This is a genomic window from Microbacterium sp. Soil_N32 (assembly GCF_057655505.1).
The window spans coordinates 578,329-596,322 of the sequence record NZ_JBDGME010000019.1; the positions used below are offsets into that span (position 1 = coordinate 578,329).

General features: G+C 68.6%; 24 protein-coding genes. 13 read left to right on the forward strand and 11 right to left on the reverse strand.

Going from position 1 to position 17,994, the window contains the following annotated elements; genetic code table 11:
• Positions 1–2: 2 nt before the first annotated feature.
• From AC3A3J_RS10935 to AC3A3J_RS10990, 12 genes are read left to right on the forward strand one after another with little or no spacing between them, the layout of a single operon-like run.
• Entirely contained in the window at positions 3–1,628 is a 1,626-nt protein-coding gene (locus AC3A3J_RS10935; protein ID WP_487672295.1) for a phage major capsid protein, read from the forward strand.
• Positions 1,629–1,647: 19 nt separating this feature from the next.
• A complete protein-coding gene (locus AC3A3J_RS10940; RefSeq protein WP_487672296.1) occupies positions 1,648–2,250 on the forward strand; it encodes a hypothetical protein in 603 nt (200 codons plus the stop codon).
• A 3-nt stretch (positions 2,251–2,253) separates the two neighbouring features.
• Positions 2,254–2,619 carry a hypothetical protein gene (locus tag AC3A3J_RS10945; RefSeq protein WP_487672297.1) on the forward strand — a complete coding sequence of 122 codons (366 nt, stop codon included), beginning with the start codon at positions 2,254–2,256 and terminating at the stop codon, positions 2,617–2,619.
• A 13-nt stretch (positions 2,620–2,632) separates the two neighbouring features.
• Positions 2,633–3,058 carry a hypothetical protein gene (locus AC3A3J_RS10950; protein ID WP_487672298.1) on the forward strand — a complete coding sequence of 142 codons (426 nt, stop codon included), beginning with the start codon at positions 2,633–2,635 and terminating at the stop codon, positions 3,056–3,058.
• 4 nt (positions 3,059–3,062) lie between these two features.
• Positions 3,063–3,551 (forward strand): hypothetical protein, encoded by a 489-nt coding sequence (locus AC3A3J_RS10955; RefSeq protein WP_487672299.1) that lies wholly within the window; start codon positions 3,063–3,065, stop codon positions 3,549–3,551.
• 4 nt (positions 3,552–3,555) lie between these two features.
• The gene (locus tag AC3A3J_RS10960) at positions 3,556–4,866 is read left to right on the forward strand and encodes a hypothetical protein (RefSeq protein ID WP_487672300.1); all 1,311 of its coding nucleotides are present in this window, start codon (positions 3,556–3,558) and stop codon (positions 4,864–4,866) included.
• Position 4,867: 1 nt separating this feature from the next.
• Positions 4,868–5,233, forward strand: coding sequence for a hypothetical protein (locus tag AC3A3J_RS10965; RefSeq protein WP_487672301.1), 366 nt, complete (start codon positions 4,868–4,870; stop codon positions 5,231–5,233).
• On the forward strand, positions 5,230–7,683 hold the full coding sequence (locus AC3A3J_RS10970; protein ID WP_487672302.1) for a hypothetical protein: 2,454 nt from the start codon (positions 5,230–5,232) through the stop codon (positions 7,681–7,683). The genes AC3A3J_RS10965 and AC3A3J_RS10970 overlap by 4 nt, the downstream gene beginning before the upstream one ends.
• A gap of 2 nt (positions 7,684–7,685) precedes the next feature.
• A complete protein-coding gene (locus AC3A3J_RS10975; RefSeq protein ID WP_487672303.1) occupies positions 7,686–7,943 on the forward strand; it encodes a hypothetical protein in 258 nt (85 codons plus the stop codon).
• Between the two features lie 2 nt (positions 7,944–7,945).
• Positions 7,946–8,731 carry a fibronectin type III domain-containing protein gene (locus AC3A3J_RS10980; RefSeq protein WP_487672304.1) on the forward strand — a complete coding sequence of 262 codons (786 nt, stop codon included), beginning with the start codon at positions 7,946–7,948 and terminating at the stop codon, positions 8,729–8,731.
• Between the two features lie 35 nt (positions 8,732–8,766).
• Complete coding sequence (locus tag AC3A3J_RS10985; RefSeq protein WP_487672305.1) at positions 8,767–9,069, forward strand: hypothetical protein; 303 nt, start codon at positions 8,767–8,769, stop codon at positions 9,067–9,069.
• A 28-nt stretch (positions 9,070–9,097) separates the two neighbouring features.
• Positions 9,098–9,739: a hypothetical protein gene (locus AC3A3J_RS10990; protein WP_487672306.1), complete on the forward strand. Its 642-nt coding sequence runs from the start codon at positions 9,098–9,100 to the stop codon at positions 9,737–9,739.
• Between the two features lie 8 nt (positions 9,740–9,747).
• Here the strand turns inward: AC3A3J_RS10990 and AC3A3J_RS10995 are convergent, their stop codons facing one another.
• The 7 genes from AC3A3J_RS10995 to AC3A3J_RS11025 all read right to left on the reverse strand — a co-directional run bounded on the left by AC3A3J_RS10995 (position 9,748) and on the right by AC3A3J_RS11025 (position 14,548).
• Entirely contained in the window at positions 9,748–11,202 is a 1,455-nt protein-coding gene (locus tag AC3A3J_RS10995) for a YifB family Mg chelatase-like AAA ATPase (RefSeq protein WP_487672307.1), read from the reverse strand.
• Entirely contained in the window at positions 11,199–11,561 is a 363-nt protein-coding gene (locus tag AC3A3J_RS11000; RefSeq protein ID WP_487672308.1) for a YraN family protein, read from the reverse strand. The genes AC3A3J_RS10995 and AC3A3J_RS11000 overlap by 4 nt, the downstream gene beginning before the upstream one ends.
• Before the next feature lie 110 nt (positions 11,562–11,671).
• Positions 11,672–11,998 carry a DUF2469 family protein gene (locus tag AC3A3J_RS11005; RefSeq protein ID WP_045280377.1) on the reverse strand — a complete coding sequence of 109 codons (327 nt, stop codon included), beginning with the start codon at positions 11,996–11,998 and terminating at the stop codon, positions 11,672–11,674.
• 46 nt (positions 11,999–12,044) lie between these two features.
• Entirely contained in the window at positions 12,045–12,704 is a 660-nt protein-coding gene (rnhB, locus tag AC3A3J_RS11010) for a ribonuclease HII (protein WP_487672309.1), read from the reverse strand.
• Entirely contained in the window at positions 12,701–13,429 is a 729-nt protein-coding gene (gene lepB, locus AC3A3J_RS11015) for a signal peptidase I (protein WP_487672310.1), read from the reverse strand. Before lepB ends, rnhB begins: the two co-directional genes overlap by 4 nt.
• A gap of 115 nt (positions 13,430–13,544) precedes the next feature.
• On the reverse strand, positions 13,545–13,892 hold the full coding sequence (rplS, locus tag AC3A3J_RS11020; protein WP_314647245.1) for a 50S ribosomal protein L19: 348 nt from the start codon (positions 13,890–13,892) through the stop codon (positions 13,545–13,547).
• Between the two features lie 167 nt (positions 13,893–14,059).
• Positions 14,060–14,548 carry an MFS transporter permease gene (locus AC3A3J_RS11025; protein WP_487672311.1) on the reverse strand — a complete coding sequence of 163 codons (489 nt, stop codon included), beginning with the start codon at positions 14,546–14,548 and terminating at the stop codon, positions 14,060–14,062.
• Between the two features lie 115 nt (positions 14,549–14,663).
• On the opposite strand from AC3A3J_RS11025, the gene map reads away from it, so the two are divergent.
• The gene (map, locus tag AC3A3J_RS11030) at positions 14,664–15,446 is read left to right on the forward strand and encodes a type I methionyl aminopeptidase (protein ID WP_487672312.1); all 783 of its coding nucleotides are present in this window, start codon (positions 14,664–14,666) and stop codon (positions 15,444–15,446) included.
• A gap of 5 nt (positions 15,447–15,451) precedes the next feature.
• On the opposite strand, the gene AC3A3J_RS11035 is transcribed toward map, so the two are convergent.
• Genes AC3A3J_RS11035 through rimM form a run of 4 tightly spaced genes read right to left on the reverse strand, consistent with a single transcriptional unit; the run spans position 15,452 to position 17,994 of the window.
• A complete protein-coding gene (locus AC3A3J_RS11035) occupies positions 15,452–15,907 on the reverse strand; it encodes a pyrimidine dimer DNA glycosylase/endonuclease V (RefSeq protein ID WP_487672313.1) in 456 nt (151 codons plus the stop codon).
• The gene (locus tag AC3A3J_RS11040; protein ID WP_487672314.1) at positions 15,904–16,641 is read right to left on the reverse strand and encodes a class I SAM-dependent methyltransferase; all 738 of its coding nucleotides are present in this window, start codon (positions 16,639–16,641) and stop codon (positions 15,904–15,906) included. The genes AC3A3J_RS11035 and AC3A3J_RS11040 overlap by 4 nt, the downstream gene beginning before the upstream one ends.
• Before the next feature lie 39 nt (positions 16,642–16,680).
• Complete coding sequence (trmD, locus tag AC3A3J_RS11045; protein WP_487672315.1) at positions 16,681–17,376, reverse strand: tRNA (guanosine(37)-N1)-methyltransferase TrmD; 696 nt, start codon at positions 17,374–17,376, stop codon at positions 16,681–16,683.
• A 12-nt stretch (positions 17,377–17,388) separates the two neighbouring features.
• Positions 17,389–17,994, reverse strand: a complete 606-nt coding sequence (gene rimM, locus AC3A3J_RS11050) for a ribosome maturation factor RimM (protein ID WP_487672316.1) — start codon at positions 17,992–17,994, stop codon at positions 17,389–17,391.

The following is a 17,994-nucleotide window of genomic DNA, read 5'->3' on the forward strand; positions in this document are numbered from 1 at the left end:
CCATGACCGAAGCGCTGTTCGCCGTAGACGTCGCCGCACGCCGCATCAAGGGATTGGTGCTGCCGTACGGCGAGATGTCGAGCGCATCCGTCTCCGGGACCGAGCCCGTGATGTTCAGCGCGGGCACCGTCACCCTTCCCGCCGACCCGTCCGTGGTCAGCCTGAGCGACGGCCACCCCGCGGAGGACAACCTCATCCCCGAGGCGCGGGGCCGTGCCGTTTCCCTGGAGGAGACGGAGGCGGGCATCGTCGCCGAATTCGAGATCGCGAAGACGCCCGAGGGTGACGCCCTCCTGGCCCGCGCCGCCGACCCCAACCAGCCGAAGCCGCGCCTGAGCGCCGAACTCCGCTCGCTCGTGCGTCGTGGTGCCAACGCCGTCAGCTCGCTCCTGCGTGGCGTGGCCGTCGTGCCGACCGGCGCGTTCCAGTCCGCCGCCCTGTTCGCAGCCCTCGACGAGGTGCAGGAGGCGACGGACGAACTCACCGACGCACAGGCAGCGCTCGCCGCCGCTCAGGCCGCGGTGGACGCACTCACCAACTCCGAGGCGGCACCCGCTGCTGAGGCCACCGCCGAAGGCTCCGAGCCCGAGGCCGACACGAAGGACGAAGACATGAACCAGGCAGCTCCTGCCACGGTGCCGGTCGGCCTGAACGCCCCGGCAGCACCCAAGAAGGACGAGACGACCGCGGCGGGCCTGTTCGCTGCGGTGGGCGCAGCCAAGGGCGGCAGCCCGGAGGCTCTGAAGCCCTACGCGGGCGGCGACGCGATGTTCGCCATCGCCAACATTCAGCACTCGGGGCCGTCTTCGGTCAGCATCGGTGCCGACACGCAGCAGCCCGCCTACCTCGGCGAGCTGTGGCGTCGCCGGAAGTACCAGCGGCGTTTCGTTCCCCTCCTCGGTCACGCGGCCCTCACGTCGTACCGCGCCGTGGGCTGGCAGTGGGTCGAGGGCAAGGAGCCCGAGGTGGGCGACTACGCAGGCAACGTCACCGAGGTTCCCTCCAACGCCGTCGACACCGAGCAGATCAGCATGGACGCGCAGCGTCTGGCCGGTGGACACAAGCTCGACCGTCGATTCATCGACTTCAACGACCAGGGCGTCATCGCGTCGTACTTCGACCGCATGACGGAGTCCGTCGCGCGCAAGACCGACGCGAAGGCGCTGGCCGCGATCACCTCCGCCGCGACCGCCACCACGGCGGGCAGCGTGCCTTCCGGCATCGCCTCGGGTCTCGCCGCCATCGTGGACGGCGCGCTCGACGTCATCGACACTGAGAACTCGCCGTCGTTCGCGGTCGTGGACCCGGCGCTGTGGCGCGACATCATTCTGACCGGCAAGGACGACACGTTCGCCTTCCTCAACGCGTCGTTCGGCTTCGAGGACGGCACGCTGGAAAACAACGGGTTCAAGATCATCCCGGGCGGCACGCGCGGTGCGGGCAAGGTCTACGTGGGAGCGCGCGAGGCGCTCACGTTCTACGAGCTGGGTGGCGAGGCTCCCATCCGTGTCGAGGGCATCGACCCCCACCACGGCGCTATCGACCCCGCCGTGTTCGCCTACTGGGCCGTTCTCACCAACAACGCCAAGGCCATCCGCGTCGTCACCGTCGCGGGCGCTGGCGCGTGAGCCGAAGGGCGGGCGCACGATGACTACGTGGCACACCCTGGACAGCGTCCGGGCTGAGTGGGAGGACGCCGAGCAGATCGGCGACGACCTCCTGACGCAGCTCCTCACGGCTGCTCAGGATGCCGTCGTGGCCTACGCGCCCGCCCTTCTCACCAACGCTCAGGAGCTGGCCGTGGTCGCACCAGGCGGCGTGTACCGCGTCCACCTGGCCCGCCGCAATGGGTGGGTAGACGTCACCGTGACCAGCGAAGGCGTCTCCGACCTGACGCTGCCCGCGGACACCATCCCCGTAGCGTTCCGGCCCGGGACGGTCGCTACCGCCACCGTGGATGGCCTGGTCTTCACGGTCTACCCGGATGGTGCGGTGTGGCTGATCGCCATCCACCAGGGCGAGATTCGCCTGAGCTACGGCGTCAGCTCCGACCCGGGCTCGTCGTTCGCGTCGATTCCCGACCGGTACCGGCTCGCTCAGCTCATGCAGGTTCGCAATCTGTGGAACGCGCAGCAGACGGCACCACAGGGCGAGTACGGCGGCGAGACGTTCGCCATTCAGCCCCGACCTCTCGACTGGCATGTGAAGGCGCTCCTGCGTCCCGCAACCGGTCGTCCCCGGGTGGGCTGACCGGTGAGCGTCCGCAGCGACCTGTCCGCGCTCATCAAGCCCGCCCTGCCCTCCGGCTGGCTGTTCTACGACCGCGACAAGACCCTGGGCACCGTCGCCAAGCCAACCGTGCTGCTCCAGCACACTCGCGTCGCGCCCGGCCCCCTCGCGGGCTCACACGTCCACACCATCACCCTTGCCCTCGTCGACCCATCGCAGAGCGCGGAGGTCATGGACGACCGCCTCGACGAGCGCCTGGAAACCCTCCTGCCGATCCTCCAGGACATCGCTGCTCTGGAGTTCGTGGAAGCGGAACGCGGCGCATACCCCGCCGACCAGCCCCAGTACCCGGCCTGGAGCATCCAACTCACCGTCACGACCACCGCCTGAGGAGGCACCCATCATGGCTCAGATCGCCGTCAAGCCGTTCGTCCTGAAGGACGTCCTGCTCACCGTCGAGGACGACAACTACGAGGCCCACGTCTCGCAGGTCCAGTTCGACCCTTCCAGCTCGATCCAGACCTGGCAGGGACTCACCCCGGCCAGCTCGCACACCGACGCCTCCACGGCCACCTGGACGGGCACGCTGGCCTACGCCCAGGACTGGGAGACGCCGGACTCGCTCGCCCGCTACCTCTACGACCACGAAGGCCAGGAGATCGACGTGGTGTTCAAGCCTCGCAGCGGCAGCGGCCCGTCCTTCGCCGTGACGATCATCGTCACCCCGGGAGCCATCGGCGGCACGGTCAACGCCTACGCCACCGCTTCGGTGACGGTCGGTTGCAAGGGCAAGCCGCAGCTCGTCCCCGCTGGCAGCTCGACGCCGTAAGCCCATGCCCATCCAGGTCAGTGCTCGCGATAGCCGGGAGCTGCGCGCCGCAGTCCTCGCCATCGCGAGCCTTGGCCGGACGCTCCAGGCTCAGCTCCGCGGTCAGACGAAGCGAGTCGTTCAACCCGAGTGGGAGAAGGGCTTGGAGCAGCGGGCGTCCTCAAAGCTCGACCGGAAGGTGCTCGTCAAGACCGCGCGGGTGCAGGTTCGCGACACGAACGTGGTCCTGCGTTCGGGTGCGGTCGGGAAGCTGAAAGACCTCACCCGCCCGGTGGAGTTCGGAGGCGACCGACAGCAGGTCAAGACCTACACCTCGCGGAGCCCGAAGGGCACCCGGTACAGGATGACCCGCCACACCGCCCGTCAGCTCGGATGGCGTCGCAAGGGTGGCCGCGTCGTCTGGCCGACCGCTGAAGACCTGATCCCGCGGCTGGTCGCGCTGTGGGTGCAAACGACCGTCCGCACGATTCACGAAGCCCTCGAACGGAGGTGATGGCATGGCTGGCAAAGAGATCAAGATTCCGATGACCGCGGATGCCCGCGACGTCATCCGGGCGACTGAAGATGTTGAGGAGGCGCTGGACGACGTCGCCGACGCGCTCGACGACATGGCGCGGGACACGAAGCGCGGAGCAGATCAGGCTGAACGCGCCGTGGACGACCTCGGCGACAAGTTCCGAGACGCCGTCAAGGATGCCAAGCGGCTCGGGGAAGCCGGGGACGACGCTGGCCGGGACATCAAGCGGGGCATGGACGATGCCTCGGACGACGTGCGACGGTTCGGCGACAGCACGTCGGAGGTCGGTGACGAGCTGCGTCAGAACCTCGGCGAGACGTTCTCCAGCTTCCGCGGTGACCTCGAAGACCTCCCGCAGATCGCACAGGACACTCTCGGTGGTCTCGCCGGAAGCGGCGCACTGGGCGGCATCCCCGGCCTGGCTGCGACCGCCGCGGGCGCTGCTGGTCTCGGCCTCATCATCGGTGCCTTCCAGAACATCGAGGAGGAGCGCAAGCGTCTAGAGGAGCGCGCGAGCAGCCTCGCGCAGGCGTACATCGACGCCGGTACGACCGTCCTCGACACCGTCACCCTGGCCGCTCGGGTCAGTGAAGTCCTCACGACGCCCGAGCAGCGCACCGAAGCGGAGAAGCTAGTCGAAGTTCTCGGCGTCAGCCTCCCCGAGGCGGCGCGCATTCTTGCGGGCGACACGAACGCTCTCGCCGCCGCACAGGAGGTGTTGGCGCAGAAGAACGGCGTGCTGAATGACAAGCGCGAGGAGGGCAAGCTGCTGACCGAGCAGGAGGCCGCCGCGCTCGCCGACCAGCAGAAGGCGCTCGACGATGCTGGCCGCGCCCTCGGGACGTATTCGGACAACAACGACAAGGCCGCGCAGACCGCTCGCGAATACTCCGACGCGCTGCTGGGCATGGTCGGCGACGCGGGGAAGGCGTCGCTGGAGGTTGACGAGCTGGGGAACAAGCTGCTGACCCTGCCGGACAACACGCAGGTGCTCATCAACGCGGACACGGGACAGGCAACCACTGACGTGTCGAAGTTCAAGGGCGACACGGACGGTGTAATCGACGACCTGAACGGCGAGCAGATCACCCTCAACCTGTCGACAGGTGAGGCGCTGCGCCTCGCCCGTGAAGCCGCCGCCAACATCGCGGGCATCCCGGACGGGAACGCTTCCGTGAACCTCGACACGTCCGGGGCAGAGCGCGAGATGAACGCGTTCGTCGGTCGCCGCCGCGTCATCAACGTCGAGGCCCGGGTGGCTGGGCCGGTCTTCGGAAAGGGCGTGTACTGACATGGCATCCCTGATCGTCGTGAACGACGGCAGCGGGCAGACGGTGTCTCCCGCGCTGGTGCTCGGCTACCAGACTGCTCGGGAATCGCAGAACATCGTCCACGACCTCATCGGCGGCGGCGTCGCGGTGACGCTCATCCGCCCGCGCCCGCGCTCGGGACGGTTGGAGCTGTTCTTCCTGGACGAGCTCACCGCGTTCGACGCCCTCACGAAGCACAGCCGGGAAACGACGTTCACCCTCTCGGACAGCGACCGTGCCTCGGTGAACATGGCCTACGTCACGGACGGTGCGATCGACCTCGCGCTGGACGAGGGCACGCGCATGCGCTGGGTGCTTTCGGTCGGTTACCAGGAGGTCGAGCTGTGAGCACCGCATTCGTGAAGCCGGAAGTGCTCGCCGCAATCGGCCCCGTCGACCCGCCCTACCTTGTGGAGCCCGGCCACGAGCAGGCCGTGTACTCCTACGGGTTCGAGGACTACCAGGAGACGAACTACCCGGCCAACGACGTCGTGTACGCCTTCGGATTCGAGACCTATGCCGCGGGCACGAACGACGGCCTCGACGGCTGGACCGGCGGCACAAACGTCGCCACGCCTCGACGTACCGGGACGCGAGCGTTCCAGGGGACGACCGCTACGCGCACGTTCACTGGCCTCGTCGTCGGTCGCACCTACCGACTGGAGGGCTACCGCTACAACGGCACCTCCTGGGGAGTGGCGTTCCAGAGCTTCGTCGCCTCCTCGCCGACCATGACGCGCACGCTGACGAGCGCGGGCGCGACTCACTGGGATGACATTCGCCTGATCGGCAGCGCCTACACGCTCGTTCAGGGTCTCGACGGGTGGGTGTCCGGGTCCGCGATCAGCGTCACGAACGGGGCCGGGATCGACGGCAGCAAGGCGCTCACCGTGTTCTCGGATGGCGGGGTGGAGATCGCCCGTGCCTTCGAGGGTCTGAGCATCGGGCAGAGCTACACGGTGCGCGCGAAGATGCGCCCCGAGTCCTCGCCGTTCTGGCAGAGCGTCGAGGCCACGTACACGGCGGCGGCGACCGCTCAGGCGTTCAGCCTCGGCGTCACCGTCCGCGGCACGCTCTACTTCGACGACGTCGCGATGGTGTGGAACGTCCCCGACCTCACCTCGCCATACGCTCCCCTGCCGGTCAGCGGCGGGCGCCTGACACTCGACGAGAACCACGCCCCATACGCGCGGGCAACCGTCGAGGTGCCGCTGACTGAGCTTGCTCTGCTGGAGCGCATCGACCCGCGGCAGCCGCAGCGCGTGCCGCTGCTGGTCTCCGAGGAGCTGACCGGCGCCTTCCGTGACTTCGACCTGGGGCTGCGCAGTCGTACCGTCGACCACAAGGCCGGAACCGTGACGCTCGACCTGGCCTCGGACGAGGCACTGCTGTTCGACAAGCTGCGTCTGGCGACAACCGTGGACGACACGCCCCGCAAGCATGAGGCGAGCCTGCGGGCGGTGTGCAACTGGGCGCTGGGCAAACTCGGGACGTCCCTACTGCCGGGAACGCTCGACGCTGACATGACGGCTGCGTGGGACGCGACGAACCTCCAGACGAACCCGACCGCGGGGACCGACCTTTCCGGCTGGCTGGCCTCTGGCGGCTCCGCCTCGCGGCTCGCGACGGGCGCGTTCCCGGACGGCACTGGCATCGCCTCGGCGGTGCGCGTGACAATGAACGCCGGATCGACGGGCGGCGCGTACTTCAACGGCGGGGACGACGGCTCGATTCTGGGCGGCACGCTGAACGTTCCCGTTCGAGAGAAGCAGCTCTACCGCGTCTCGGCATACGTCCGCACGTCCGTCTCGAAGTCGGTCCGGCTGAGCGTGCAGCAGCGCAACGCGGCGAACGCCCTCGTCGGGAGCAACCTGAACGGCCCCGCGTTCACGACGACGGCAAACACCTGGCACCGCCTGACGTTCGTGTTCCAGGCCCACCCCGGCGCGATCCGCGCGGGCGTGTACTGCTACCTCGCCTCGGGTACCTACTTGGCCGGGCAGACTTTCGACATCACGGGCGTGGTCATCACCGAGGGCACCGTGGACACGACGTACTTCGACGGCGGCACTGTCGTCACTCCGGCGCGCTACGCCTACCAATGGACCGGCACGCCTCACCTGTCCTCCAGCAGTCGCCGCGCGTTCGTCCCCCGCCCGCCCGAGCTGTTCGATTGGAAGCCCGGTCAGTCCCTTTACGACTTCCTGAGCCCGCTCGTCGAGGCCGCGGGGCTCCGCCTGTTCTGTGACGAGCTACGCAACTGGCGGCTGATCGACCCGGCAACCTACGAGGTGCCCGGTTACGTCGTCGTGCAGTCGGGCCACAATGCCATCCAAGGCGAAGACACCATCGACCGGAACACTGAGAGCTGGGCGGGTCAGTGGGCGACGGGCGTTGTGGTGCGCTTCCGCTGGACCGACGCGGACGGCGTACAGCGGGAAATGTTCGACGTCGCTGGCACCGACGAGAAGGCCGTGCTGGTCGAGCGCGAGAGCGAATATCCCGGCCCCGGTGCGGCGGCCTACATTCTCAACTCGCTTACCGGGCGCGGGCGCACGCAGGGCGTGGTCGCGCTGATCGACGTGCTGGCCCGCCCCGGGCAGGACGCGACGATCAACCTCCCCGGCACCCTGACGCAGACCGGCAAGGTCCGCAGCGTGACCTTCGGCCTTTCCGATGGCCGGATGGAGTTGGACACCCGAGGGCTGACGGACACGCTCCCCGGCTCGTGGGCAGCGTGGAACCCCGGCGAAACGTGGTCGGCAGTGAACCCGACCCTCAAGTGGAAGGACGCCTGAACATGGCACTTGGAGACCAGACCCTCGCTGCTGGCTGGACGACCGTGAACCCGAACACCGATTTGGTGAAGGACGGCGCGGACGAGATCACCGAAACGCGCGACCTCGCCGCGTCGGTGAAGCTGGAGACTCGTCCGGTTAACCGTGGCGGCACGGGCGCGACCAACCGCGACGGCGTGCGTACGACGGCGGTTGACCTGTACGTGCAGTCGAGCGCGCCCGCTCACGCCAACGGTCGCATCTGGATCAAGACCCCCTGACGATGACCGACCGGATTGGGGTCAGCTACTCCTCACCTGCGACGTCGTTTTGGCTGGAGGCCGACGTCATCGGCTACAACCCGGACGCCGGGTATACGACCGTGCGCTGCTACCTGCGCGCGGCCAACGGCGGATCGGGCAGCACGTCCTCGCGCTACCTCGGAGCGGGCGCGCAGGTCGGCTACATCGGCGGCGGAGAGTTCGGCAGGGTGAGCGGTAACCCGTTCCTGCCGGGAGGGTACAGCGCCGGTCAGCTCCGATGGCGCAGCGGGCCGTGGGACATCAACGTGCCCATGAGCGGCGAGCGGAACATCGACCTGTCGATGCTGCTCCAGTACGGCACGATCAACGGCTGGTCGTATGGCAGCGTGTACTCGCCGTGGGTGCCGGGTGCCCCGGTGCCCCTCGGGCTCGACGAGATCGGCCCCACGTCGATCCGCTATCGGTTCAGTGGGACGACGGCGAACGGCTCCGGCATCGACGCATGGCAGGCGCAGGTAGCCCGAGACGCGGGGTTCACGCAGGGCGTCCAGACGCTCAGCAGCGGTGGCACGACGACCTTCGCTGACCTGACACCCGCGACTCGCTACTACTTCCGCTCTCGCGGCCACAACGGCGTCGGCTGGGGGCCGTGGTCGGCAGTCGTGAATGACATGACCGCCTCGGGGGCGTACGTGTCGCTGAACGGCGTGTGGCTGCCGGTGCCCCTCTACGTCTCGGACGGCTCGACGTGGAAAGTCCCCGAGCTGCTGATCTCCAACGGTTCGGCCTGGCGCACCGCCATCTAATGCAAAGGACATCGCCCAAAGTGAACAAGACCGTTATGTTCGTGACCTTCGCGGCACTCGCCGGGGTCGGACTCCTCGGCAGCGCCGTGCTCGTCGTGATCCGCCCCGAGGCAACCGCCACGTTCACGAACCTCCTCATCACCGTTCTCGGCATCGCGGCCTCTGCGGGAGGCACGTTCTACGCGCTTGGCAAGCAGGGCGAGAAGATCGAGAAGATCGACAAGCAGACGAACGGGACTCTCTCCGCGCTCCGCGCTGAGAACGACCGTTTGACCCGTGAGAACATCGAGCTGGCGAAGCAGGTTCCGCCACCCGCTGACGGGGATTCTGCGGCCTGAACGGAGCGCGTCCGTTAGTGTTCGATTCATGGTCATCGACAGGGCGATATCGGACGCATTCGGCTTTCTCATGACAGTCGGCGGCATCGTCTTGTCGATCCTCGCCCTGGTGCTGTCGATCCTGTTCTACCGATGGGCCGATCAGCAAGCGCGGCAGTCGGAGGCAGCGCTCCGCGACTTGCGAGCCGCGACGGAAGGTCTGCAACAGCTCGTTAAGGGAGTGCGGGACGACTCATTCTCGATGCTGAGATCGGCATACTCCGACATTGGTGACTTGGCGAAGATCAACGTGCAACGCAACGCCGCGGACGGTGTGGTCCTTACCGAGCGCGCCGAAACCGCCAGCAACCCCGCGCCGTCTCCCGCGACTGAAGGTCGACGCAAGGTAGGTAGCATCCTCAACGTGTCTGACCTTCAGCGGATTCAGCTCGAACTCGGAACACACATGATGCAGCGTCGTGGGGAGGGGTTCGCACCCGCGCTGCAAGAGGGACAGCGCTTAGTCAACGAAGTGCTGGACGGCAAGCCAGAAGGCGCGATGATGACCACTGCTGAGTTCGTGAACAAGCTCAAGCCCTATGGCTACGACGTAGGCGAGGTGGCCTACATTCTCGCGGTCATGGCGGCAACAGCTCAGCTCGACCGCGAAGACGCGGCGGAGTCCGTCTAGAAGAAACGCTAAATCCGGGTCCAGGTCAACCGGAGAACGCGGTCGTACCCCCGGAGCGTCAGCACGCCGCGTTCGAGCGCCCGGTCGAGCGGTCCCCGCACCGCCGCGTCGAGCCGCATGCTGCCCTGTCGCAGCCACGTGCCCGGCACATCGGCGTTGCGTCGCCACGCCGTGCCCGCCCACCTCTCCGCTGCGCGCGCCCGTGCCTGCCGCACACGCTCCCGAGCGGTCGCGGTGTCCATCCCGTCCGCGACGGCGGCGGTCGCTCGGGATGCGGCGACACGGGACACCGCGAGCTCGATGTCGATGCGATCGCGCAGCGGCCCGGACAATCGTGAGCCGTATCGGCGGATCGCCACGGAGGGGCAGGAACACTCCGTCCCGCGTACTCCGTAGTTGCCGCATGGGCACGGATTCATGGCGAGCACGAGTTGGAAGCGCGCGGGAAAGCGGGCCACGAACCCGGCTCTCGTGATCTCGATCGCTCCCGACTCGAGGGGTTGGCGCAGCGCGTCGAGAGCACTCCGCGAGAACTCGGCGGCCTCGTCGAGGAACAGGATGCCGCGGTGCGCTCGGACGATCGCCCCGGGTCGCGCCACGCGCGAGCCGCCGCCCACGAGTGCGGCGACGGATGCGCCGTGATGGGGAGCCTCGAGCGGAGGGAGCCGGTCCAGTCCGGCGATCCGCTCTCCGGCCAGCGAGCGGATCGCCGCAACCTCGAGCGCCTCCTCATCGGAGAGCGGCGGGAGGATGCCGGGGAGGCGGCGCGCGAGCATCGTCTTCCCGGCACCGGGCGGCCCGCTCAGCAGCAGGTTGTGCCCTCCGGACGCCGCCACGAGCAGGGCGTCCACGGCGTCCTCCTGCCCGACGACATCCCGCAGGTCGGGAACGGGTCCCGGGGCACGCGGTGCCTCGTCGCCGCCCACTGCGACGACCTCGGGCACCTCGACCTCCGCTCCGTGCCACGCCGCGACCTCGGCGAGCGATGCGGTTTCCCGCACCTCCACTCCGGGCACCAGGCGCGCCTCTGCCTCGTTCGCACACGGCACGACCACGCGCTCGAATCCGGCGCGCGCGGCCGCGAAGACGGCCGGCAGCACGCCGGGGACAGGGCGCAGACGACCGTCCAGGCCCAGTTCGCCGATATGCACGGTCTGCCGGATCGCGCGACGGGGTATCGCGTCGCCGCTCGCGAGCGCCGCCACGGCGATCGCCAGGTCGAATCCGGAACCGTGCTTGGGCAGGCTCGCAGGTGACAGATTGACCGTGATGAGCCGCCGGGGCAGCTCGAGCCCGGCATTGCGACCCGCGTTGTGCACGCGCTGCGCGGCCTCCCCCAGCGCCTTGTCGGGAAGTCCGATGATCCGGAACCCCGGCGTCTGGTTCGACAGGTCCGCCTCGACCTCGATCAGGTGTCCATCGACGCCGGTGAGCGCGACCGCCCATGTGCGCGCGGTGCTCATACGAGATCGGTCAGGTGCTCGAGTGCTCCGGTCGCCGGCGACGCGCCGACGATCCCGATCGCATGCACGTGGAGAGAGCGGCCCCGCGCGCGCTCGGGATGCGCCACAGCCCAGGCGAACGCCAGCGCCCACAGTCGACGCCTCTTACGGGCGTCGATGGCCTCCAGTGGATGGCCGAACCGCACGCTGCTCCGCGTCTTCACCTCGACGACGCAGAGCTCATCGCCCCGCACCGCCACGATGTCGATCTCGCCCTGCGGCGTCCGCCAGTTGCGATCCACCACGGTGTACCCGAGCGCGCGCAGATGCGACGCCGCTCGCTCTTCTCCGGCTCTGCCGAGCTCGTCCTTCGCTGCCATGACCACAGCGTGCCTCTGCCGTGGAACGCGCGCGGCGCCTTCCACCCCCGGGGCGCGTGTTCAGAGAAAACTGCGGATCGGACGACGGTGTGGAGAAGGAGTGTCTGCGGTCACTCGCCGTCGAGGGAGAGCTCCTGGGGGATCTCGAATTCGCGGCGCTGCAACTCCTCGACGTTCACATCCTTGAACGTGAGGACACGCACAGCCTTCACGAAGCGGTCGGCCCGGTAGATGTCCCACACCCAGACGTCGCTCATCGAGATCTCGAAATAGAAGTCGTGCTCGGTGTCGCGCCGGACGACGTTCACCTCGTTGGCGAGATAGAAGCGACGCTCGGTCTCGACCACGTACTGGAACTGCGACACGACGTCGCGGTACTCGCGGAACAGGGCGAGCTCGAGCTCACGGTCGTAGTCGTCGAAGGCTTCCTCATCCATGGTCCCTCCATCCTAGGCCTGGACGGAAGACACCGCCGTCGTGCGGTCAGAACAGCGTCGGCGCGTCGGCGATGGCCCACGACGACCGGTGGAAGGGCGACAGTCCGAGGGCGCGGATGGCCTCGCGGTGCTCGGGGCTCGCGTACCCCTTGTTGCGCTCCCACTGATAGTCGGGATGATCGCCGTGCAGCTGGATCATGTGCTCGTCGCGCGCGACCTTCGCGATCACCGACGCGGCCGAGACCGAGGCGCAGTCGCGGTCGGCCTTGATGACAGGGCGCACATCGAGAGCGACCGGGTGCACGGCGGAGAGGTAGTCGTGGTTGCCGTCGAGCAGCACGACGGCACCCTCGAGAGAGGCGCCGAGGGCGACGACCGCGTCGACGGCGCGCGACGCGGCCAACCCCAGCGCCCGGATGATGCCGATCTGATCGACCTCTGCGGCGCTGGCCCACCCGACGGCGGACGCCTGGACCCACGCCGATGCTCGCGCGGCGACGTCCGGTCGGCGGCGCTCGGTGACGAGCTTCGAGTCGCGGAGGCCGTCGGGAACGCGACGACGAGCGCCGGCAGCATCCATGACGGCCGCGCCGACGGCGACAGGACCTGCGAGAGCACCGCGCCCGACCTCGTCCAACGCGATCACCAGCGAGCGCTCGGTGAGGATGCGCCGCTCGAGCGTCAGCTTCGGTGCGACCACGCTCATTCCGAGTCCGGTACGCCGTTGAAGATGTCGTAGTGCCCGTCGATCGCTCCGATGCGATCGAGAGGCCAGGTGGTGAGGAACGCCTTGCCCACGACGTTGGAGACCGGGACGAATCCGCCACTCGGCAGGTCCTGATGCTCGCGCGAGTCGCGCGAACGATCGCGGTTGTCGCCGAGCAACCACAGCGAGTCGTCCGGCACCTCGACGTCGAAGGGCATGTTCGAGGCGGAGGTGTCGCCCTCGGGAAGGTTCAAGTAGTCGAGCTCGTCGACCGGAGCCCCGTTGATGGTGATCTGCCCGAGCGCGTTGCAGCAGACCACGTGATCGCCGGGGAGGCCGATGATCCTCTTGACCAGATGGTCCTGCGAGTCGGAGGCCGACAGACCGATGAAGGTGAGCACGCCGTCGACGGCCTGCACGAGCGGCGGTGCGGCCGGGGTCTGCGGTTGGGCGTCGAGCCACCCTCCGGGATCCTTGAAGACCACGACGTCTCCGCGGTGGTAGTCGGTCCACCGGGGGGTGAGCTCGTCGACGAGGATGCGGTCGTTCACGATGAGCGTGCGCTCCATCGACGCCGACGGGATGTAGAAGGACCGCACGATGAACGTCTTGACCACGAAGGACACCAGCGCGGCGATCACGATGATGACGAGCACGTCGCGCAGGAACACGAGGAGCCCGCGGCGGCGCTTGGTCCGGGGGGCGGCGGTGGTGTCAGACGTCATCGGGTTCCTTCGAGATCGTGCGGGTCCTGGAAGACCGTATACAGGGTCGCACACGGAGGGGAAAACACAGCACCCCAGGACATCGTGTCCTGGGGTGCTGTGGAGATGCTGCGACTCAGCGGTCGCGCTTCTCCTTGATCTTCGCCTTCTTGCCGCGCAGCTGGCGCAGGTAGTAGAGCTTCGCGCGGCGCACATCACCGCGGGTGACGACCTCGATGTGGTCGATCACCGGCGAGTGCACCGGGAAGGTGCGCTCGACGCCCACCTGGAAGCTGATCTTGCGAACGGTGAAGGTCTCGCGCACACCGTCGCCCGAGCGGCCGATGACGACGCCCTGGAAGACCTGGATACGGGAGCGGTTGCCCTCGGTGATGTTCACGTGCACCTTGACGGTGTCACCGGGGAAGAAGTCGGGAATGTCCGAACGGAGGGAAGCCGCGTCAACGGCGTCGAGGATCTGCATGATCGTCTCTCTCTGCACTCGCCCCAGGTCGGGATGCATGATGGAAGGAACAAGAAGGGATGCGTGCCGTACGGTGCGAGAGCATCCGCGGGCTCCCCTGAGGCAGAGCCGGTTGCGGCACAACGGTCCATTCTGCCACGGATGCGGCGGGCCGCCAAAACGGCATGTCAGCCTCGGGAGTCGGTCTCCTCCACGATGATGACCTCCGGCCGCGGCGACGTCGTCGCCCGCGAGGAGCCGGGCCGCACCTGCGACCATGTGACGGTCTCACGAATGCCGGCACCGCTCCCCCGCAATTCCGTCCACAGCTGCCACACCTGCAGCCACACGAGTCCGAGGCCGACGAGGATCGCGGCGATGAGCAGCCAGCCGAAGGCGCCCTCGATGAAGCATCCCACGGCCACGGTCAACGCGTGCCAGGCGGCGAAGCCGGCCACGTCCAGCCACGACACCGCACGCTCCGCACGGACCGACGGGCGTGAACGGGTGAGCAGAGTGAGAGCCAGTTGGCCGACGAGCACCGAGGGGACGGCGATGAAGAGCACCCAGAGGATCGCCCAGCCGCCCTGGAACACCGCCCAGCCCACGACCAGCCAGAGCGGCAGCAGGAACGCCGCCGGAAGGAGCCAGCGGAAGACAGCGCGTCGCAACCACATGCCCCGATCGTATGCGGATCGACCCGGAGGCGCCCGCGTGTTCGCTGACAGCGGCGGCGGCGATGACCGGCGCGACTTCGGGGAGAATGGAGGACGGACGAGAGGACTCCCCCGAATGATCGAACTGCGCACCCCTGCCGAGATCGACGAGATGCGCGCCGCCGGCCGCTTCGTCGCCGAGACCCTCGCGACCCTGCGCGACGACACGAAGGTCGGGACCAATCTCCTGACGATCGACCGACGCGCGCACGATCTCATCCGCGCGCGCGGTGCGGAGTCGTGCTACATCGACTACCACCCTTCGTTCGGCGCCAGCCCGTTCGGCAAGGTGATCTGCACCTCCGTGAACGACGCCGTCCTGCATGGACTCCCGCACGACTACGCGCTGCGCGACGGTGATCTCGTCTCGCTCGACTTCGCGGTCTCGGTCGACGGCTGGGTGGCCGACTCGGCGGTGTCCTTCGTCGTCGGCAGCCCGCGCGAGGAGGACCTGCGCCTCATCGACACGACCGAGCGGGCGCTCGACGCCGCGATCGGTGCGGCCGTCGTCGGCAACCGCATCGGCGACATCTCCGCGGCCGTGGCCGAGGTCGCCCACGGCGAGGGCTACTCCATCAACACCGACTTCGGCGGGCACGGCGTGGGGCGCACGATGCACGGCGACCCGCACGTCGCCAACGACGGCCGCGCCGGCCGCGGCTTCCCGCTGCGCGAGGGCCTGGTGCTCGCCCTGGAGCCGTGGTTCCTCGCGACCACCGACGAACTCGTCACCGACCCCGACGGGTGGACGCTGCGCAGCGTCGACGGTTCGCGCGGCGCCCACTCCGAGCACACGGTGGCGATCACGGCGGACGGGCCGATCATCCTCACCGACCGCTCGTTCCTCGGCGTGGACTGACGAGCTCAGCCGTCTCCGCGCGCGTCGCCCTCCCGCTCCCACGACGCGATCGGACCCTCCACCACGCGGAACAGCGGATGCGGCGACGGCGCGGCGACGTCACGCCAGCGCTCACACGTCTCTGGGCTGCGCACGGCCAGCTTGGCGCGCAGGTGCGCCCATTCGTGCGCGAGCTGGCCGGTGGTCACCTCCGCAACGGGCTCGCCGATCGCGCCCGGATGCTCGATGCGCGATCGGTCGAAGCGGTACCCGCGGTGGTCGGCCTCGTCCGCGATGGCAGCGAGGTACAGCCCGATGGCAGCCTCCGGATCGGGGAGGATGCGGAACCGTTCGAGCTGCGGATGCGCGCGGTAGCCGCGGGTACGGCCGGCGAGCACCGCCTGCGCGAGCAGCGCTTCCCGCCATCCCGCCACGAGGCCCTGTCGATCGAGATGGACGGGATGCAGCGACCAGATCCTCATGCGCGCCGATACACGAACACGTCGGTGACGTGCGGGAGGTCGAGGATCTCGCGTCCCCGAGTGTCGGGGTGGGCGTCGAGCACCCCCGCGATCCGCTGCAGCGTCGCCGATCGCGTCTCGTCGTCGGCCACGAGCAGACTGCTCACCGTGCCCCACCGCGCGAGGTAGTCGGCACGCGAGATGCTCTCCTCCCACGCGACCTGCCGGTGGTCCACGAACGCGAACCCGGGGAGCGCGGCTGCGGCAGCCGTCGTGCGATCCTGCTCGTCAACAGCCGGATGCGCGATCGCGTGGCTGGCCCTGTCCCATTCGCAGCGGGGATCGAAGCGGTTCCACAGCAATCCGAGCGTCCCGCCCGGCCTCAGCACGCGGGCGATCTCGGCGCAGGCTCGCTCACGATCGAACCAGTGGAACGCCTGCGCGACCGTGACCGCGTCGACCGACGCGTCGCCGACGGGGATGGCTTCCGCCGTTCCCGACAGCGCGCGGACGTCGGGGAACCGGGACCGCAGGATGTCGAGCATCGATTCCGCCGGTTCGACGGCGAACACCTCGTCGGCCCGCGGCAGCAGGAGACCGGTCAGTTTGCCGGTGCCCGCTCCGAGATCGAGCGCAGATCCCACCCGGGACGGGAGGATGACATCCACGGCGTCGGCGGGGAACCCGGGGCGGAATCGGTCGTATGCCGCTCCCGCGCTCTCGAACGATCGAGCCAACGCCGCGTGATCCACCATGTCTTCGACGCTATCAGCCGGGTCGGCGACGACGTCGGATCAGGCGTCGCCCTCCGGCAACAGGTCGGGCCGACGGAGGCGGGTGCGCTCGATCTGCTGATCGCGACGCCACTGGGCGATGCGGGCGTGATTTCCGCTCAGGAGCACCTCGGGTACGGCGCGGTCGCGCCAGACGGACGGCTTGGTGTACGAGGGGTACTCCAGCAGGCCGTCCTCGTGCGACTCCTCGACCAGGCTCTCCGGGTTCCCGACCACGCCGGGGATGAGTCGCCCGATCGCCTCGACCATCGCCATCGTCGCGACCTCGCCGCCGTTGAGCACGTAATCGCCCAGACTGATCAGCCGTACCTCTCCCAGGTCGGCGGCGTACTCGAACACGCGCTCATCGATCCCCTCGTAGCGGCCGCAGCCGAAGACGAGGTGCTCGCGCGTCGCGAGGTCGCGTGCCGTGGCCTGCGTGAACCGCTCCCCCGCGGGCGAAGGGAAGATGATCGTCGGGCGAGGGCTGTCGCGTGCGACGTCGTCCAGCGCGAGCGCCCAGGGCTCGGGCTTCATGACCATTCCCGCGCCGCCGCCGTACGGGGTGTCGTCGACGGTGCGGTGCCGGTCGGACGTCCAGTCCCGCAGGTCATGCACGTGCAGCTGCAGGATTCCCGCGCCCTGGGCGCGACCGAGCAACGACAGCGTCAGCCCGTCGAAGTACGACGGAAAGATGGAGAGGACGTCGATCCGCACGGGCCGGGACCCTCAGTCGGCCGAGTGCGACGGCGCGGGATCGGCGTCGTCGTTCTGCCGAGTCTCCGGATCGTCGGGGAGCTCCTCGAACAGCCCGGCGGGAGGCGTCACGACGACGCGCCCCGCGTGGAGATCGACGCTGGGGACGATCGCCTCGACGAACGGCACCATCACCTCGTCCTCGCCCGCCTTGACGATCAGCAGGTCCTGCGCGGGGAGGTGGTCGACGCGGACGACGCGTCCGATGACGGCGTCGTCGCGCACGACGTCGAGGCCGACGAGCTGGTGGTCGAACCAGGCGTTGTCCTCGGCGTCGTCACCCTCGTGGTCGAGCCACAGGATCGCCCGGACGAGGGACTCGGCGGCGGTGCGATCATCCACGTCCTGGAAGAAGACGACCGAGTTGCCGTTCATTACGCGGTACTCGCGGACGACCACCGTCTTGCCGTGCCACGGAGATGCCTCGGGCACCTGCAACGTGAACTCGGCGCCGGGAACGAAGCGCCGTTCGGGGGCGTCGGTGTACAGCTCCAGCTTCAACGCGCCCTTGAGGCCGTGCGGCTTGACGAGTCGGCCGACTCGAAGCTGGTTCTTGCTCTGTGCGGGCTGCGCTGCCAC

What these genes read in the sequence shown, in the direction of transcription:
- AC3A3J_RS10935 (WP_487672295.1), top strand. Translation starts at nt 3, where the DNA reads ATGACCGAAGCGCTGTTCGCCGTAGACGTCGCCGCACGCCGCATCAAG.
- AC3A3J_RS10940 (WP_487672296.1), top strand. Translation starts at nt 1,648, where the DNA reads ATGACTACGTGGCACACCCTGGACAGCGTCCGGGCTGAGTGGGAGGAC.
- AC3A3J_RS10950 (WP_487672298.1), top strand. Translation starts at nt 2,633, where the DNA reads ATGGCTCAGATCGCCGTCAAGCCGTTCGTCCTGAAGGACGTCCTGCTC.
- AC3A3J_RS10955 (WP_487672299.1), top strand. Translation starts at nt 3,063, where the DNA reads ATGCCCATCCAGGTCAGTGCTCGCGATAGCCGGGAGCTGCGCGCCGCA.
- AC3A3J_RS10960 (WP_487672300.1), top strand. Translation starts at nt 3,556, where the DNA reads ATGGCTGGCAAAGAGATCAAGATTCCGATGACCGCGGATGCCCGCGAC.
- AC3A3J_RS10965 (WP_487672301.1), top strand. Translation starts at nt 4,868, where the DNA reads ATGGCATCCCTGATCGTCGTGAACGACGGCAGCGGGCAGACGGTGTCT.
- AC3A3J_RS10975 (WP_487672303.1), top strand. Translation starts at nt 7,686, where the DNA reads ATGGCACTTGGAGACCAGACCCTCGCTGCTGGCTGGACGACCGTGAAC.
- AC3A3J_RS10980 (WP_487672304.1), top strand. Translation starts at nt 7,946, where the DNA reads ATGACCGACCGGATTGGGGTCAGCTACTCCTCACCTGCGACGTCGTTT.
- AC3A3J_RS10985 (WP_487672305.1), top strand. Translation starts at nt 8,767, where the DNA reads ATGTTCGTGACCTTCGCGGCACTCGCCGGGGTCGGACTCCTCGGCAGC.
- AC3A3J_RS10990 (WP_487672306.1), top strand. Translation starts at nt 9,098, where the DNA reads ATGGTCATCGACAGGGCGATATCGGACGCATTCGGCTTTCTCATGACA.
- AC3A3J_RS10995 (WP_487672307.1), bottom strand. Translation starts at nt 11,202, where the DNA reads ATGAGCACCGCGCGCACATGGGCGGTCGCGCTCACCGGCGTCGATGGA.
- AC3A3J_RS11000 (WP_487672308.1), bottom strand. Translation starts at nt 11,561, where the DNA reads ATGGCAGCGAAGGACGAGCTCGGCAGAGCCGGAGAAGAGCGAGCGGCG.
- AC3A3J_RS11005 (WP_045280377.1), bottom strand. Translation starts at nt 11,998, where the DNA reads ATGGATGAGGAAGCCTTCGACGACTACGACCGTGAGCTCGAGCTCGCC.
- rnhB (WP_487672309.1), bottom strand. Translation starts at nt 12,704, where the DNA reads ATGAGCGTGGTCGCACCGAAGCTGACGCTCGAGCGGCGCATCCTCACC.
- lepB (WP_487672310.1), bottom strand. Translation starts at nt 13,429, where the DNA reads ATGACGTCTGACACCACCGCCGCCCCCCGGACCAAGCGCCGCCGCGGG.
- rplS (WP_314647245.1), bottom strand. Translation starts at nt 13,892, where the DNA reads ATGCAGATCCTCGACGCCGTTGACGCGGCTTCCCTCCGTTCGGACATT.
- AC3A3J_RS11025 (WP_487672311.1), bottom strand. Translation starts at nt 14,548, where the DNA reads ATGTGGTTGCGACGCGCTGTCTTCCGCTGGCTCCTTCCGGCGGCGTTC.
- map (WP_487672312.1), top strand. Translation starts at nt 14,664, where the DNA reads ATGATCGAACTGCGCACCCCTGCCGAGATCGACGAGATGCGCGCCGCC.
- AC3A3J_RS11035 (WP_487672313.1), bottom strand. Translation starts at nt 15,907, where the DNA reads ATGAGGATCTGGTCGCTGCATCCCGTCCATCTCGATCGACAGGGCCTC.
- AC3A3J_RS11040 (WP_487672314.1), bottom strand. Translation starts at nt 16,641, where the DNA reads ATGGTGGATCACGCGGCGTTGGCTCGATCGTTCGAGAGCGCGGGAGCG.